This is a genomic window from Bacillus sp. GC_Bacil_1 (assembly GCF_026540675.1).
In the GTDB taxonomy this organism is placed as follows: Bacteria; Bacillota; Bacilli; order Bacillales; family Bacillaceae_G; genus Bacillus_A; species Bacillus_A cereus.
Genome location: NZ_JALNUG010000002.1, coordinates 164,652 through 178,576, shown reverse-complemented (window position 1 = coordinate 178,576; position 13,925 = coordinate 164,652). Strand labels below are relative to the sequence as shown.

Here is a 13,925-nt window from a genome sequence, read left to right as displayed (position 1 = left end):
TATAAGTTCATATAAAATGAACGTTTGGAGGAATAGAAAATGACTAACGATTTAATTCAACTAATCGATTCATTAATGGTCAATATTCCAGCTGGAGAGGTAGTATTAAGAGATGATCGAATAAAAAAAGAATGGCTAGTACAAATTCAACCATTTCTTCTTGCAAAGTATGCTGTAACAACGGAACTATATGATGCTATTACAAATAGTACATTAAATAATTTTGTTAAAAATCATAAACCAGTTGTCAATATTTCATGGAACGATGCCATTACGTTTTGTAATGTACTTTCAAAAAAAGCGGGATTAAAAGAATATTATTCTATTAGTGATGGTGGTCAAATTGTTAGATGTAAGTTAGATTCAAATGGCTACCGATTGCCATCTGAGGCAGAGTGGCAATATGCATGTAAAGCAGGTACAACCGGATATACATACGGGAAACTTCATGATATAGCATGGTATAATGAAAATTCAAATGGACATATTCATGACGTTGGCCAAAAGGAACCGAATGCATGGGGACTCTATGATATGTTAGGGAACGTTTGGGAATGGTGCTATGATTTGTATGATGAAAAAGTGTATGGATCATACCGCATTTTTCGTGGAGGTAGTTGGGCGGAGGTAGCGAGAGGTTGCGGCGCTACTTGTCGTCGCCGAAGCCATCCTACATTTCATATAGAAGATCTCGGTTTTAGACTTGCTAGGTCAATTTAGCAGGAACATGATACGAAGGGGATCTATACTCTTGCCAACATAGGAATGATTTAACGTAAGGAGTGTTTATAATGGCGCGTGTTTTATTTATTAACGCTGGATCAGAAGGACATATAAATCCAACTTTGCCAGTTGTAGAAGAGTTGATTTCTCGCGGTGAAGAGGTCGTTTATTTTTCAATAGAAGCTTTTAGGGAACGAATTGAGAAGACAGGTGCTACTGTACGAACGATTGACGATCAAAAATTTATAAAAGCGTTTCTATCTGGAGGCAGAAATTATTTACAGGAAAGAATAAACGGTCTTCTACATACAGCAGATGTTGTTATACCTAGTGTTCTAGAACAAATTGAAGGTGAACATTTTGATTACATAATTCATGATTCTATGTTTGGCTGTGGGCACTTAATTGCTCAAATTCTTAAATTGCCATCCATAAATTCATGTACATCTTTTGCGCAGGATGAAAAATCTTTTGAGCAAATGTTAGGTCATCTGTCAAAAAATATCCCAGTAGAAATTCATGATAAAATACAGAATGATTTTCAAAACTTAACGAAGGGAATTGCTGAAAAATATGGTGTTGAAATAAAATCATCGTATGAAGTTTTCTGTAATCCTGCACCCCTTACTATTGTGTATACAATTAAGGAGTTCCAGCCTTTTGGTGATACGTTTGATGAAACATATAAATTTGTAGGACCATCTATCTCTGCACAAATGAAAAACAGAGACGTTGATTTTACTTCAATTGAAGAAAAAAGTCCGATTTATATTTCATTAGGTACTGTTTTTAATGAAGCGATTGACTTTTATAAACTGTGTATGAAGGCCTTTGAGAATAGTGAGCATACAATTGTTATGTCTATTGGTAGTAAAACAAAAATAAGGGATCTAGGCGAAATTCCTAAAAACTTCATTGTGAAAAACTATGTACCCCAAACTGAGCTGCTTACATATACGAAACTATTTATTACACACGGCGGGATGAACAGTGCGCATGAAGGACTGTATAACGGGGTTCCGCTCGTTGTAATACCGCAAAGTGCAGATCAGCCAGTAGTCGCAAAGCAAGTGGAGAGTCTTGGAGCAGGAATAAAATTACAAATGCAAGGATTAACTGCGGATCAACTAAGTGAAAGTGTAGAAATGGTATTAAATAATCCGTCATTTAAAGAAGTTGCTTTGAATTTGAAGAAATCTTTCCAAAAATCAGGTGGATATAAGGAAGCTGTTGATGAAATTTTTATATTTGTAGGTCAGTGAAAAAATGAAATTATACATTAGAAAAGCATCTAAATAGGATGCTTTTTATTTAACTTTATAATTCTTATTTTTAATATCTAGTATGGTTAAAACTAAGGCACTGAGAGATATAAGTATAAGAATAAAAGTTAACCAGTTAAATGTATTGTCAATTATGAAGTAAAGATGATAGATAAATATATTCAAATTTTATTTTAAAATGTTAGGACTTAGTTTTACATGTTAGTAATAATTTCACTGTTTCTGCACAACTTCTGCACATACTTAGGTGATTTCTATGTCATGATATATTCATAAAGTGAAATGTTTCACAAGAAAAATATAATTTCACTGCGGTGTATGCATAATTAACACATACATCGGTACAAGTTTGTCTCTTGTTATTCTTTTACATCAAAGCCCACATTCCACTACAAAGTATAACAAGAAGGAGACATGAACATGAATAATCGATTTTTAAAACAACTACAAAATATGAAAATGAACAAAAAAAGTTTAGGAGCTGTAGCATTAACAGCTGGAATTATTAGTACGACACTTATTCCTCAAAATGCTTATGCGCACGGTTTTGTTGAAAAGCCCGGTAGCCGATCCGCTTTATGTAGTTCAACTTATGGTGCGCTAAATGTAAACTGTGGAAGTGTTATGTATGAACCACAAAGTTTAGAAGCTCCAAAAGGTTTCCCACAAGGTGGTCCAGTAGATGGACAAATTGCTTCAGCAGGCGGAAAATTTGGTGGTATTTTAGATCAACAAACAGCAAATCGTTGGTTTAAAAATACAATCACTGGTGGGGAAAATACATTTACTTGGAAGTATACTGCGCCTCACTTAACGAGTAAGTGGCATTACTATATTACTAAAAAAGGATGGAATCCAAATAAAGCGCTAACAAGAGCAGATTTCGAACCAATTGGAACTGTACAACATGATGGTTCTGCAGCTTCAAATAATTTAACTCATAAAATCAATGTACCTACTGATCGTAGTGGATATCATGTGATTTTAGCAGTATGGGATGTAGCTGATACAGCAAATGCATTCTATAATGTAATTGATGTTAATCTTATTAATGATGTGAAACCAGACATAGAAGCGCCAAGTATTCCAAATGGACTTCAGACGCAAAAAGTAACAGCAAATAGTGTAGAACTAACATGGAACGCTTCTACGGATAATGTAGGGGTAAAAGGATATCAAATCTTCCGTAACGGAGAGATGATTGATACAGTACCAGGGACTCATTTTATTGATAAGAAGTTACAACCAAGTACAGAATACTCTTATACTGTAAAAGCAATTGACGCAGCTGGCAATGTATCGAAAGAAAGTACAGCGCTTACAGTAAAAACGACAGTTGAGACTCCTGATACAGAAGCACCAACACAACCAAAAGGATTACATAGTATGGGAACGACAGCGTCAAGTGTGGATTTAATGTGGAGTCCATCTGACGATAATATTGGTGTAGACCATTATGATATTTATAGAGAAACAGAAGGGTCAATGAAAAAGATTGCAACATCCAATACAACTTCTTATATGGATAAAAATCTGCTCGCTAATACTACTTATAAATATGTAGTGAAAGCTGTTGATGTAGCTGGAAATGAATCCGTACAGAGTGATATATTCACAATTACTACAAAAACTGAAAGCGCTTCACATGAAGCGTGGGATGCAAAAAAAGCATATAAAAAGGGAGATAGAGTTCTACACGAAGGAAAAGTATATGAAGCAGTCCAGAGTTATCAAGGAAATGGTGATCCGAACTGGATTTATGCATTATCATTATGGAAAACAGTGTAAGCTTTACCTAGATATGAACTAAGAGATGATGGGCTTTGATTTCAAAAGAGAATCTTGAGAATTCACTTTTCTATTAATAATAAAGGGTAGTGTATGAATACATAAGATTCATACACTACCCTTTTTATTATGATAACATTTTCGTCATAAGTATATGCGGAATGCCATCTTCCATAAATATATCAGAAGAAGTTTCATAACCTAATTTTTTATAAAATCCTTCAGCTTGTGTTTGCCCGTGTAGTTTCACTTTTGTAGCTTGTTCGTTACGAGCAATTTCTTCTAACGTTTGAATGATGACTTTACCTAATCCGTATGTACGATAATCTTTTAAAATGCAAATACGTTCTAATTTTCCGACGCCATCAACAAATCGTATACGCCCTGTACCTACAGGAAGCTCATTATAATAAACTAAAATATGTTTACATTGCTCTCCGATTTCATCGAATGTATCGAATTCATCTGCAAGAGGGACACCTTGTTCTTTTACAAATACTTCTTTTCGAATATGAAAGGCAGTTTCTAAATCAGCAAGTTCTGTTATAAGTTTGGATTGCAAAATGTTCAGTCCTTTCTAGTGTAATCAGCTTGTGTTTTCATAGTATATCATAATAAAGCGCTATTAAGAGAAGAACATACTAAAAAGCCAACTTTAAAAAGTTAGCTTTTATTACAATTCCTTTATCCCATTTTTAGCGCCGATAATTACTTTACTCGTCATACTTATAAACAACCCTGTTTCAACTACACCAGTAATCATTTTTAATTGAGTGTGTAAATGGGCAGGATTAGAAATATGATTAGGGAATATACAATCGATAATCATGTTATTGTTATCGGTTATATAGGTTTCATTATTTTTCAAACGTAATGTTGTTTGACATCCTAGAGACTGAATTTTATTTTCGGTTTGTTTCCATGAAAAAGGGATGATTTCAATAGGTAATGGAAAAGTACCTAAATGTGTTACAAGTTTCGATTCATCAGCAATGATAATTAGTTCTTTAGAGGAAGAGGCAACGATTTTTTCACGAAGTAATGCACCGCCACCGCCTTTTATAAGTTGTAAATTTGAATCAATTTCATCCGCTCCATCAATTGTAAGATCAAGACTTTGTACGTCGTTTAACGAAATTAGGGGGATATTTAGTTGATGTGCTAATGCTTCAGTTTCCTTTGATGTCGGTACAGCTTGAAATGATAATCCTTCTTTTACACGCTCACCTAATTTTTGTATTGTCCAATATACAGTAGAACCTGTACCAAGCCCAATCTTCATGCCATCATTTACAAAGTTAGCGGCATATTCGCCAGCGAGCTGTTTTAAATTCATCGCTTTACTCCGCCGGACGCGGTCCAGCATCAAGACCTGAATTTTCAACTGTAAGTACCGGACGAACGACTATATCTTTATGTACACGCATTTGACAAGATAATCGTAAATGATCTTCAATCCCTTTTTCCGTCATTGCATGTTTCTCATTCGCACTCGCTTCACAGAAATCACCTGCTAGTATTTCTACTCTACAAGTTGTGCAACGTGCATTCCCGCCGCAACGATGAAGAATGTTGACACCGCTATCTTCAATTGCTAATACTAACTTCGTTCCTTCTTTTACATCAAATGTTCCCGCACCTTCAATTGTTAATTTTGGCAAATTTGTTCCTCCTCATGTAAAATTGTACATAACATATTTATGACCGCGAATTATTGAACATAAACATTATTTTTTTATATCCCCGTAACTTTTTTTAATGTTGAATCGTTTATTAAGTAAGCGCTGAAAAGGAGTGGTTATTTTGTGCACAAAAGTAACTCATGTTTTAAAGAACCGTATCGATATGAATCATTCAAATATAAACTTTTTAATTGAACAATATGGAGAGTTAAAAAGATACTGTACTTTTTTAACGAAAAACAAATGGGATGGGGAAGATCTCGCCCAAGAAACAGTGTGTAAAGTACTTCAAAAATATAGAAATAAAGATATTTGTATGACACTCGTCTATAAAATAGCAAGAAATCGTTGGTTAGATCAGATGAAGTCTAAGTCTGTTCATGAAAAAATAAGAGAACAAATCACTTCTGAAGAACCACATGAGAACATTGCAGATTTGCATGAAATGGTAGGGAAAGTATTGTCTTCATTAAATGTACAGCAATCCGCAATTTTATTATTAAAAGATGTTTTTCAATATAGTATCGCTGATATTGCTAAAGTGTGTTCTGTATCAGAAGGTGCAGTGAAAGCTTCTTTATTCCGGAGTAGAAATAGGCTGAAAACTGTAAGTGAAGAAGGGGTCGAGATAGTCGAATTCACAGATGATATGGAAGTTGTAGTAACGTCTATTCGAGAAGAGAGACCGGAATTATTAACGAAACTGCTTCCGTCAATAGATTTTACTAAGTTACCATCTAAACAGCCAGTCTTATTATTTAATGTGAAACAACCTTCTTCCTACAGTTGTATGCTTTGCGCAGCATAACAAGTATTGGAGGGATTTAAAATGAATGCAATTCCATATGTAGTAGAACAAACAAAATTAGGAGAACGTTCCTATGATATATATTCAAGGTTATTAAAAGACCGCATTATTATTATCGGTTCAGAAATTAATGATCAAGTAGCGAGTAGTGTCGTAGCTCAATTATTATTTTTAGAAGCAGAAGATGCAGAGAAAGATATATTCTTATACATCAATAGCCCCGGCGGTTCAACGACAGCAGGTTTTGCAATATTAGATACGATGAATTTAATTAAACCAGATGTGCAAACGCTGTGCATGGGCTTTGCGGCATCATTTGGTGCATTGCTATTATTATCTGGAGCAAAAGGAAAACGGTTTGCGCTCCCTAACAGTGAAATTATGATTCATCAGCCGCTTGGTGGTGCACAAGGGCAAGCAACAGAAATTGAAATAACTGCGAAAAGAATATTAAAGTTAAAGCATGATATTAATAAAATGATTGCAGAAAAAACAGGCCAACCGATTGAAAGAGTAGCACATGATACAGAAAGAGATTATTTTATGACTGCAGAAGAAGCGAAGGAATATGGGATTGTAGATGATGTTGTTACGAAAAAATAAGATGAAAAAGGCTAGAGGATATATTAATTCTCTAGCCTTTTTATTAATCCTTTACCCATTCATCAACTAATGCTTGATTTTTTTTAATCCATTTTCGCGCAGCTTCTTCAGGATCTTTTGTTTTATTTAACATGACCATTAACGTACCGAGCTGTTCATCGTTCATTTTCCATTTATCAAAGTATTTTATAACATCTGGGTGATCTTTTTCGAAACCTTTACGAACGGAGTAATAAATGTCATCTTTTTCACCATATACTTTCTTAGGGTCTTTTAAATATTTCAAGTCAAATTCTGAAAACCCCCAATGCGGATTCCAAAGCGTAACAGCGATTGGTTTCTTTTTTGTATATGCTTTCTTTAGTTCACTCATCATCGCAGCTTCAGAGGATTGGACAAGTTTTAGTTTTATATCATATTCTTTCATTGCTTTATTCGTTAAATTCATAAGACTACTACCGGGTTCGATACCGACAATTTTATTATCTAGTTCATCTTTATGAGCATTTAAATCTTCGATACTGTTTATATTTTTCATATAAGAAGGGACGACTAAACCTAGTCCAGTACCTTCGTACCATTTTGATTTTAAGACAATATCATCTTTATAACGATCGTTTAGCGGTTTATCTGTAACTGGTAGCCATACTTCTAAATTCGCATCAACATCGCCACGAGCAACACCAGTCCAAATTGCGGCTTTTTCTAAATACATGAGCTCAACTTTGTAGCCTTTTTCTTCTAATAAAACTTTCCACATGTTTGCAGTTGCAATATTTTCTTTCCAACTTGTTACACCAAGTTTAATTTTCCCTTTCGAATTTGCATTTGTTGCATTACATGAAGTGAAAATCATAGTAATAAATAATGCAAGGCATATAAACCAAATTTTCTTTCGCATTGAAAACCTCCTAAGTAACGTTTGCCTTATAAAATAAATGTATAAGTAAGCATTCTTATTATGAACGGAAACGAGAATTTTAAAGAAATCTTATGAATGTCATTTTTATGTAATATTTCTTTGTAAAATCGCAACACTATGTGAATAGATGGGTAGAAAAGGAGTAGTGACATGGATAATACAAAGGTGCGTGTTGAAAACGTAACAAAAGTATTCGGGAAACATCCGCAAAGAGCCCTTTCCTTATTAAAAGAAGGAAAAAGTAAATCGGAAATTTTAAAAGAGACAGGAATGAACGTTGGGGTGAAAAAAGCAACGTTTGAAGTATACTCTGGAGAAATTTTCGTTATTATGGGTTTGTCTGGTAGCGGGAAATCTACGCTAGTTCGTATGTTAAATCAATTGATTAAACCAACTGCAGGTCATATATACATAGATGGTGAAGACATCGCAACGATGGGAAAAGAAGAGTTACGAAGAGTAAGAAGAACGAAAATGAGTATGGTATTTCAGAAATTCGCTCTATTTCCGCATCGTACAGTTATACAAAATGTTGCATATGGGTTAGAAATACAAGGAGTTCCGGTTGAAGAGCGAGAGAAAAAAGCGTTAGAATCGCTACAGTTAGTAGGACTCGATCATCATAAAGATAATTATCCAAGTCAACTTAGTGGCGGTATGCAGCAGCGCGTTGGAATCGCAAGGGCGCTAACGAATAATCCAGATGTATTACTAATGGACGAGTCATTCAGTGCATTAGATCCACTTATTCGAAAAGAAATGCAAGATGAATTGTTAGAGTTGCAAGATAAAATGGAAAAAACGATTATATTTATTACGCATGATTTAGATGAAGCGCTTCGAATTGGAGATCGTATCGCATTAATGAAAGATGGAGAAATCGTTCAAATTGGAACGCCAGAAGAAATTATGATGAGCCCCGCTAATGAATTTGTAGAAAAGTTTGTTGCGGACGTGAATTTAGGAAAAGTAATTACGGCGGAGTCTATTTTAAAACGACCAGAAACTTTATTAATTGATCGTGGACCTCGTGTAGCCCTTCAAATTATGAGGAATGCTGGTGTTTCAACTGTATATGTTGTAAACAAAAAGTATGAGTTTTTAGGTATATTAACTGCGGATGATGCGAGTAAGGCAGTACAAAAACAGTGGCCGATTGCTGATTTATTACTTAATGATATTCCGCATGTGTATTTAGATACTTTACTGGAAGAGACGTATGCAAAAATGGCGGAGATGAAATATCCGTTACCAGTAATCGATGAGAAGAAAAGGCTAAGAGGAATTATTAAACGTGAAAGTGTCATTCAAGCTCTTGCAGGAAACATTGAGGAAGAGGTGAAAGACGATGAATAGTATACCGCGTATTCCGTTAGGGGAATGGGTCGACTCATTTGTTGTAAGTTTATATGAGCACTTTGAAGGCTTATTCCGAGGATTCTCTTATATTATTGGTGGATTCGTTGATTTACTCACTAATTTTTTAATAATAATTCCTGCCATATTGATGATTATTATCTTATGTTTCCTCATTTGGTACACAACGAGAAAACTATCTTTAGTCATTTTTACGCTTATTGGATTATTATTTATTTTGAATATTAACTACTGGGCACAAACGATGCAAACATTAGCACTCGTACTTACGTCAGTTATTATTTCAATTATTGTCGGAATTCCAATTGGTATATTAGCATCTCAAAATGAACGTTTCTCAAAATTTTTAAAACCAACATTAGATTTTATGCAAACAATGCCTGCATTCGTATACCTTATTCCAGCGATCACATTTTTCGGAGTAGGTGTAGTACCTGGAATTATTGCATCAGTAATCTTTGCAATGCCACCGACAATTCGTTTTACTGACTTAGGAATTAGACAAGTTCCAGAAGATTTAATTGAAGCAGCGAATGCATTTGGATCCACTGCATCACAAAAACTATTTAAAGTACAATTACCACTTGCAACCGGAACGATTATGGCTGGTGTGAACCAAAGTATTATGCTTTCGTTATCAATGGTTGTAACAGCGTCACTTGTAGGAGCTCCTGGACTTGGAGTTGATGTATATCGCTCGGTAACACAAGTTAATATCGGAATGGGATTTGAAGCTGGATTAGCTATCGTAGTAATCGCAATTATATTAGACCGAATTACACAAGGGTTCCATACGAAAAGAAAATAATGACCAAAAAACACACTTTTATACTACAAAGTGTGTTTTTTATTGCATCCAGTTTACATACGAACGATAACAGAACCTCCAGCTGGTGCACAAACTTGGTTTTGCTGTTGTTCCATGGATTTAATTAATTGATTATTTTCTTCAATTAATGAGATTAATTTAGCTAACTGACTTTCAAGACTTGCGATGCGCTGCATCATATATTGTGAATCATGATGCAATGTATTCCTTACAGGATGGGGGAATAAACATACTGTTGATTTATATTTGGATTCCAATGAGGATGCATTTGAATCGTTCCTCCTTCAATAAATTACGAATCTTTCTTATAGTAAATGCCTATATATATTTAATGGTTACTTGAAATTTTTTCATTATAAAAGGAGTATGTACAGAAAATGGAAAATATTATATATGAAGTTAAAGTGCATTTTTTGAAAAGATTCAAGCGAGATAGTGCGTATATTAATACATTTAAGTGAATGCATGTTGTTTAGGGAGAAATGATGGGAGGAGATGCAATTTTGGCTAAAAATAAAAAAAGAAATGATGCTTTGGCAATAGGTGTCGGTATAGGGGTTGTAATCGGTGTATTTCAAGGGCACTTTACAAATAATTTAGTAATCGGAATTGTGATTGGGATTATAATTGGGATTGCGTTTTTGAAGAAATAATGAGGTGTAAATTCATTTCAAAAATTGCTGTATAAAGAGAATGAAAATTCGGAATACGAAACTTATTTTTCCTTTTTTTGTGATATTATATATGAAAAGGATGGTGATGGATATGTCAACAAACAATCAAGTAGAACAAAACTGCTTCATTTGCGAAAAACATAAAGGAAATATTATAGTTCCAGGTGGAGCTATTTACGAAGATGAACTCGTTTACGTTGGACATGTCTACTGGGATAGTGAAGAAACATACCTAGGTTATGTAATGATAGATATAAAAAGACATGTACCTGGCCTTGCTGAACTAACAGATGAAGAAGCGAAAGCGTTCGGACTTATAACAAGTAGAGTAAGTAAAGCGCTAAAAGAAAGCGAAGGTGCAGAGCATATTTACACTTTTATTTCAGGAAATGGTGTACCACATATGCATATGCACATTATTCCACGTTATCCAAATACACCAAAAGAATTTTGGTCACCAACCGAAGTAGCGAAATGGACTGGTGCACCATATGGTGATGAAGAGAAAATAAAAAAACTATGCGAAAGAATACGTAAGTATATGGTAAATGAGTATGCATACAACAAATAATACACAATATTCATGGGTTGGAAATATAGAAATGTGTTTAGGAGAAATTTCAGTTAAGCAATATGGTGATATTGTACTTGGTAAATATGGCGGGAATATAAGTGCTGGAGCGAAAAAGAATGAAGATGGTGTATTAGTTTGGTCAAATGGTGAATGGGAATTTGCAGCTATATTAGATGGACATAATAGTGCAGAAAGTGTTGATTTAGTAGTAAATACAATCGAAAAAGAATATGAAAATATAAAAGTAATTTTGAATGAACCAATTAATACAGTGTTTCAATCTATTGAAAATCATATACTGACAATTTTTCAGTCATCTTCATTTAAGGAAAAGTGTAAAAGAATACAAGGTGAAACAGCTTGCTTACTATGTGTAAGAAAAGAAAATTATATATGGTGGCTTTCTATTGGTGATTGTTTAGTGTATGTATTTCATGAAGAGTTACATAAGTTAGGACAATATGCATTAAATCAACGTCATTTTTACGAATGGATTGGAAATGTAAACACATTTGATTTACCTGTTCCTTGTTATTCATCAGGTATTCGTGAATTACGTACTGGAAAGAACCGAATTGTAATGGTGACAGATGGAGTATTAGAATGCGGGGAACGCCGATATGAAACGCCAGTAAATCTGTATAATAATATGAATAGAAATAATAAAAAACTTGAAGAAAGTGTTCATCATGTATTAGAGCACGTTCATCATCAATTCGGACGCGATAGTGCGACTATAATTAGTTGGGACGTTGAAAATAAAGAGAGTGCTACGTATCCGAGTGATCAGCCGGAGAAAAGGTAAAGGAGGAGGCCTTTCTGTTTCTTTTGAAACTAATTGTCTTATTGTTATGGATTATAATTTTATTCTTTTTAGAAAAAATTGTGAGGAAGAAGTTAAATATACCGAGACAAACTGGATGGAATAGTAAATATGTCAGCCAATCACATAAATGGGGGCAATGGATTATCATTATTTCTTATGTAGTACTTATGATGATAGGTTCAATTTTGAATCCAATGTACATGACTTATATACCAATTTTCTTTTTTATGACGTTGTACATTTTTCAAGGATATATGCAGTGGAAATATGATAGGAAAGCAAAAGAATATATTATTTCGTTTGGAATTGTTCCGTTACTAATAATTACAGGTTTTATTTTGAATGTATTCTATAATACGTATTGGTGATGAATGGTCATACAAATAAAGGGTGAGAAAATGATAAGACCACGTTTACGGGCTGAAGTAATGATTGTAAACGACGAACATTCAAAAGTACTAGTACAATGTGATGAGAATGAATCATTTTATCGTTTTCCAGGTGGCTCTATTGAATTTGGTGAAACGTCAAAAGAAGCAATAATTCGAGAGTTAATAGAAGAATACGATTTGAAAGTTGATGTTCAAGAGTTAGCAATTGTAAATGAACATATTTTTGAGTGGGGCAACGAAAATGGTCATCATTGTACATTGATACATTGGGGGACTGTTGAAAAAATCATTACAAATGAAATAAGGCATAAAGAGCATGAGGATATTATATTAATTTGGAAAAGTCTAGAGGAATTACAGGAGAAGCCGACATATCCTGAAGGCATCATAAGTTATTTAGAAGGGGATAACCGTAATATAGTCCAATTTATTTCAAGTAATTAAATGAAATAATAGGAGGGGTGAAAATGGGAGCTTCTACTTTTGGGATTATAACTATTGTTTTTTGTATAGCTGTCTACTTTCTCGATAAGTTTTTAAGAAAAAAATTGAATATGCCCAAGGGTGGTTTTTGGGGATATAAGAAACATGTAAATAGTTTACATAAAAAATTGGAAATAGGACTACTTTTTATTTATTTAATAACTAGCTTTATATTTATCTTTAAATTTGAAAGTGTTAATATCGCTTATGTCATTTTTACTTATTTAGGTGGGACGTTAATCTTAAGAGCATTGATGGAATGGAAGTATGATAAAGAATCGAAAGAATATATATTTTCGGTAATTGGGGTATTCACGTTTATTTTTATGACTTCGATACTATTTTACTTCTTTCCACCTGCTGTATAATAAAAATTTGATAGTACAAATAATGAAATAACTAATAAGCAAGAAACCATTTACTACTAAATGGTTTCTTGTTTATTTAAGCATTTATTTTAGTTAATATAGATGTAATGAAATTAGTTTTATCCTCTGCATACTTATGTTTATCAGTAGGATTAGCTTGTGAAAGTTGAATTTTTAACTGTTCATACTGCATGCGTGCAGTTTTATTGTCTTTTAAGTAATCACGAAATTGTAATTGTTCTATTAAATATGTATTCCCTTGTTCATATATATGAATTTGATGAGTTCTTGGTTCACTTTTATTAAAATAGTATCTTTCGGGTAATACTTCTTTTCTATATTTATAGTTTAGTAGTTCTAACTTTTTAATAAAATGTATACCGTCCGTATAATTTTCTAATTCAATTGCTATATCAATAATTGGCTTTGCACTTAAATATGGAATAGAAGTACTACCAATATGGTGTATCGCTAAAATATGTTCGCCAATTTGTTCCTCAATGATTTGTTTCTCTTTCATAAACTCAATTTCCCATTCTTCAGTCCACGGCACTAAAAACACTTTCCCATACGGTAAACCTAACATTTAATTA

General features: G+C 33.7%; 18 protein-coding genes and 1 pseudogene. 13 read left to right on the top strand and 6 right to left on the bottom strand.

Annotated features, from left to right (window positions below; all coding sequences use genetic code 11):
* The first annotated feature begins 39 nt into the window (after nucleotides 1–39).
* From OXT04_RS03945 to OXT04_RS03935, 3 genes are all read left to right on the top strand, one after another.
* Nucleotides 40–720: a formylglycine-generating enzyme family protein gene (locus OXT04_RS03945; RefSeq protein WP_078384587.1), complete on the top strand. Its 681-nt coding sequence runs from the start codon at nucleotides 40–42 to the stop codon at nucleotides 718–720.
* A gap of 71 nt (nucleotides 721–791) precedes the next feature.
* A complete protein-coding gene (locus OXT04_RS03940) occupies nucleotides 792–1,985 on the top strand; it encodes a macrolide family glycosyltransferase (protein WP_000124876.1) in 1,194 nt (397 codons plus the stop codon).
* Nucleotides 1,986–2,426: 441 nt separating this feature from the next.
* On the top strand, nucleotides 2,427–3,794 hold the full coding sequence (locus tag OXT04_RS03935) for a lytic polysaccharide monooxygenase (protein ID WP_001065161.1): 1,368 nt from the start codon (nucleotides 2,427–2,429) through the stop codon (nucleotides 3,792–3,794).
* A 127-nt stretch (nucleotides 3,795–3,921) separates the two neighbouring features.
* Here OXT04_RS03935 and OXT04_RS03930 read toward each other — a convergent pair whose 3' ends face one another.
* The 3 genes from OXT04_RS03930 to OXT04_RS03920 all read right to left on the bottom strand — a co-directional run bounded on the left by OXT04_RS03930 (nucleotide 3,922) and on the right by OXT04_RS03920 (nucleotide 5,455).
* The gene (locus OXT04_RS03930; RefSeq protein ID WP_001190868.1) at nucleotides 3,922–4,356 is read right to left on the bottom strand and encodes a GNAT family N-acetyltransferase; all 435 of its coding nucleotides are present in this window, start codon (nucleotides 4,354–4,356) and stop codon (nucleotides 3,922–3,924) included.
* 111 nt (nucleotides 4,357–4,467) lie between these two features.
* Complete coding sequence (rpiA, locus tag OXT04_RS03925) at nucleotides 4,468–5,130, bottom strand: ribose 5-phosphate isomerase A (RefSeq protein WP_001049982.1); 663 nt, start codon at nucleotides 5,128–5,130, stop codon at nucleotides 4,468–4,470.
* 4 nt (nucleotides 5,131–5,134) lie between these two features.
* A complete protein-coding gene (locus OXT04_RS03920; RefSeq protein ID WP_001125388.1) occupies nucleotides 5,135–5,455 on the bottom strand; it encodes a 2Fe-2S iron-sulfur cluster-binding protein in 321 nt (106 codons plus the stop codon).
* A gap of 142 nt (nucleotides 5,456–5,597) precedes the next feature.
* Here OXT04_RS03920 and OXT04_RS03915 point away from each other — a divergent pair, with 142 nt between their 5' ends.
* Complete coding sequence (locus OXT04_RS03915; protein WP_016512688.1) at nucleotides 5,598–6,284, top strand: RNA polymerase subunit sigma-70; 687 nt, start codon at nucleotides 5,598–5,600, stop codon at nucleotides 6,282–6,284.
* A gap of 21 nt (nucleotides 6,285–6,305) precedes the next feature.
* Nucleotides 6,306–6,887 (top strand): ATP-dependent Clp endopeptidase proteolytic subunit ClpP, encoded by a 582-nt coding sequence (clpP, locus tag OXT04_RS03910; RefSeq protein WP_000991612.1) that lies wholly within the window; start codon nucleotides 6,306–6,308, stop codon nucleotides 6,885–6,887.
* 43 nt (nucleotides 6,888–6,930) lie between these two features.
* Here the strand turns inward: clpP and OXT04_RS03905 are convergent, their stop codons facing one another.
* Nucleotides 6,931–7,788, bottom strand: coding sequence for a glycine betaine ABC transporter substrate-binding protein (locus OXT04_RS03905; RefSeq protein ID WP_001227615.1), 858 nt, complete (start codon nucleotides 7,786–7,788; stop codon nucleotides 6,931–6,933).
* 171 nt (nucleotides 7,789–7,959) lie between these two features.
* Between OXT04_RS03905 and OXT04_RS03900 the strand changes: the two genes are divergently transcribed.
* Nucleotides 7,960–9,165 (top strand): quaternary amine ABC transporter ATP-binding protein, encoded by a 1,206-nt coding sequence (locus OXT04_RS03900; RefSeq protein WP_000370606.1) that lies wholly within the window; start codon nucleotides 7,960–7,962, stop codon nucleotides 9,163–9,165.
* Nucleotides 9,158–9,994 carry an ABC transporter permease gene (locus tag OXT04_RS03895; protein WP_001084773.1) on the top strand — a complete coding sequence of 279 codons (837 nt, stop codon included), beginning with the start codon at nucleotides 9,158–9,160 and terminating at the stop codon, nucleotides 9,992–9,994. Before OXT04_RS03900 ends, OXT04_RS03895 begins: the two co-directional genes overlap by 8 nt.
* Nucleotides 9,995–10,047: 53 nt before the next feature.
* Here the strand turns inward: OXT04_RS03895 and OXT04_RS03890 are convergent.
* Nucleotides 10,048–10,283, bottom strand: a pseudogene (locus OXT04_RS03890) (hypothetical protein).
* A 217-nt stretch (nucleotides 10,284–10,500) separates the two neighbouring features.
* Here OXT04_RS03890 and OXT04_RS03885 point away from each other — a divergent pair.
* The 6 genes from OXT04_RS03885 (at nucleotide 10,501) to OXT04_RS03860 (ending at nucleotide 13,332) form a co-directional block, all read left to right on the top strand.
* Nucleotides 10,501–10,668: a glycine zipper domain-containing protein gene (locus tag OXT04_RS03885; protein WP_000508401.1), complete on the top strand. Its 168-nt coding sequence runs from the start codon at nucleotides 10,501–10,503 to the stop codon at nucleotides 10,666–10,668.
* A 91-nt stretch (nucleotides 10,669–10,759) separates the two neighbouring features.
* The gene (locus OXT04_RS03880) at nucleotides 10,760–11,260 is read left to right on the top strand and encodes an HIT family protein (RefSeq protein WP_267413180.1); all 501 of its coding nucleotides are present in this window, start codon (nucleotides 10,760–10,762) and stop codon (nucleotides 11,258–11,260) included.
* Nucleotides 11,244–12,068 carry a PP2C family serine/threonine-protein phosphatase gene (locus OXT04_RS03875; RefSeq protein WP_000557601.1) on the top strand — a complete coding sequence of 275 codons (825 nt, stop codon included), beginning with the start codon at nucleotides 11,244–11,246 and terminating at the stop codon, nucleotides 12,066–12,068. The genes OXT04_RS03880 and OXT04_RS03875 overlap by 17 nt, the downstream gene beginning before the upstream one ends.
* 23 nt (nucleotides 12,069–12,091) lie before the next feature.
* Nucleotides 12,092–12,457 carry a DUF4181 domain-containing protein gene (locus tag OXT04_RS03870; RefSeq protein WP_098661942.1) on the top strand — a complete coding sequence of 122 codons (366 nt, stop codon included), beginning with the start codon at nucleotides 12,092–12,094 and terminating at the stop codon, nucleotides 12,455–12,457.
* A 30-nt stretch (nucleotides 12,458–12,487) separates the two neighbouring features.
* Entirely contained in the window at nucleotides 12,488–12,925 is a 438-nt protein-coding gene (locus tag OXT04_RS03865; RefSeq protein WP_000620919.1) for an NUDIX domain-containing protein, read from the top strand.
* A 23-nt stretch (nucleotides 12,926–12,948) separates the two neighbouring features.
* Nucleotides 12,949–13,332 carry a DUF4181 domain-containing protein gene (locus OXT04_RS03860; RefSeq protein WP_000501282.1) on the top strand — a complete coding sequence of 128 codons (384 nt, stop codon included), beginning with the start codon at nucleotides 12,949–12,951 and terminating at the stop codon, nucleotides 13,330–13,332.
* Between the two features lie 76 nt (nucleotides 13,333–13,408).
* On the opposite strand, the gene OXT04_RS03855 is transcribed toward OXT04_RS03860, so the two are convergent.
* Nucleotides 13,409–13,918 carry a GrpB family protein gene (locus tag OXT04_RS03855; RefSeq protein WP_000901209.1) on the bottom strand — a complete coding sequence of 170 codons (510 nt, stop codon included), beginning with the start codon at nucleotides 13,916–13,918 and terminating at the stop codon, nucleotides 13,409–13,411.
* Between the last annotated feature and the right edge of the window lie 7 nt (nucleotides 13,919–13,925).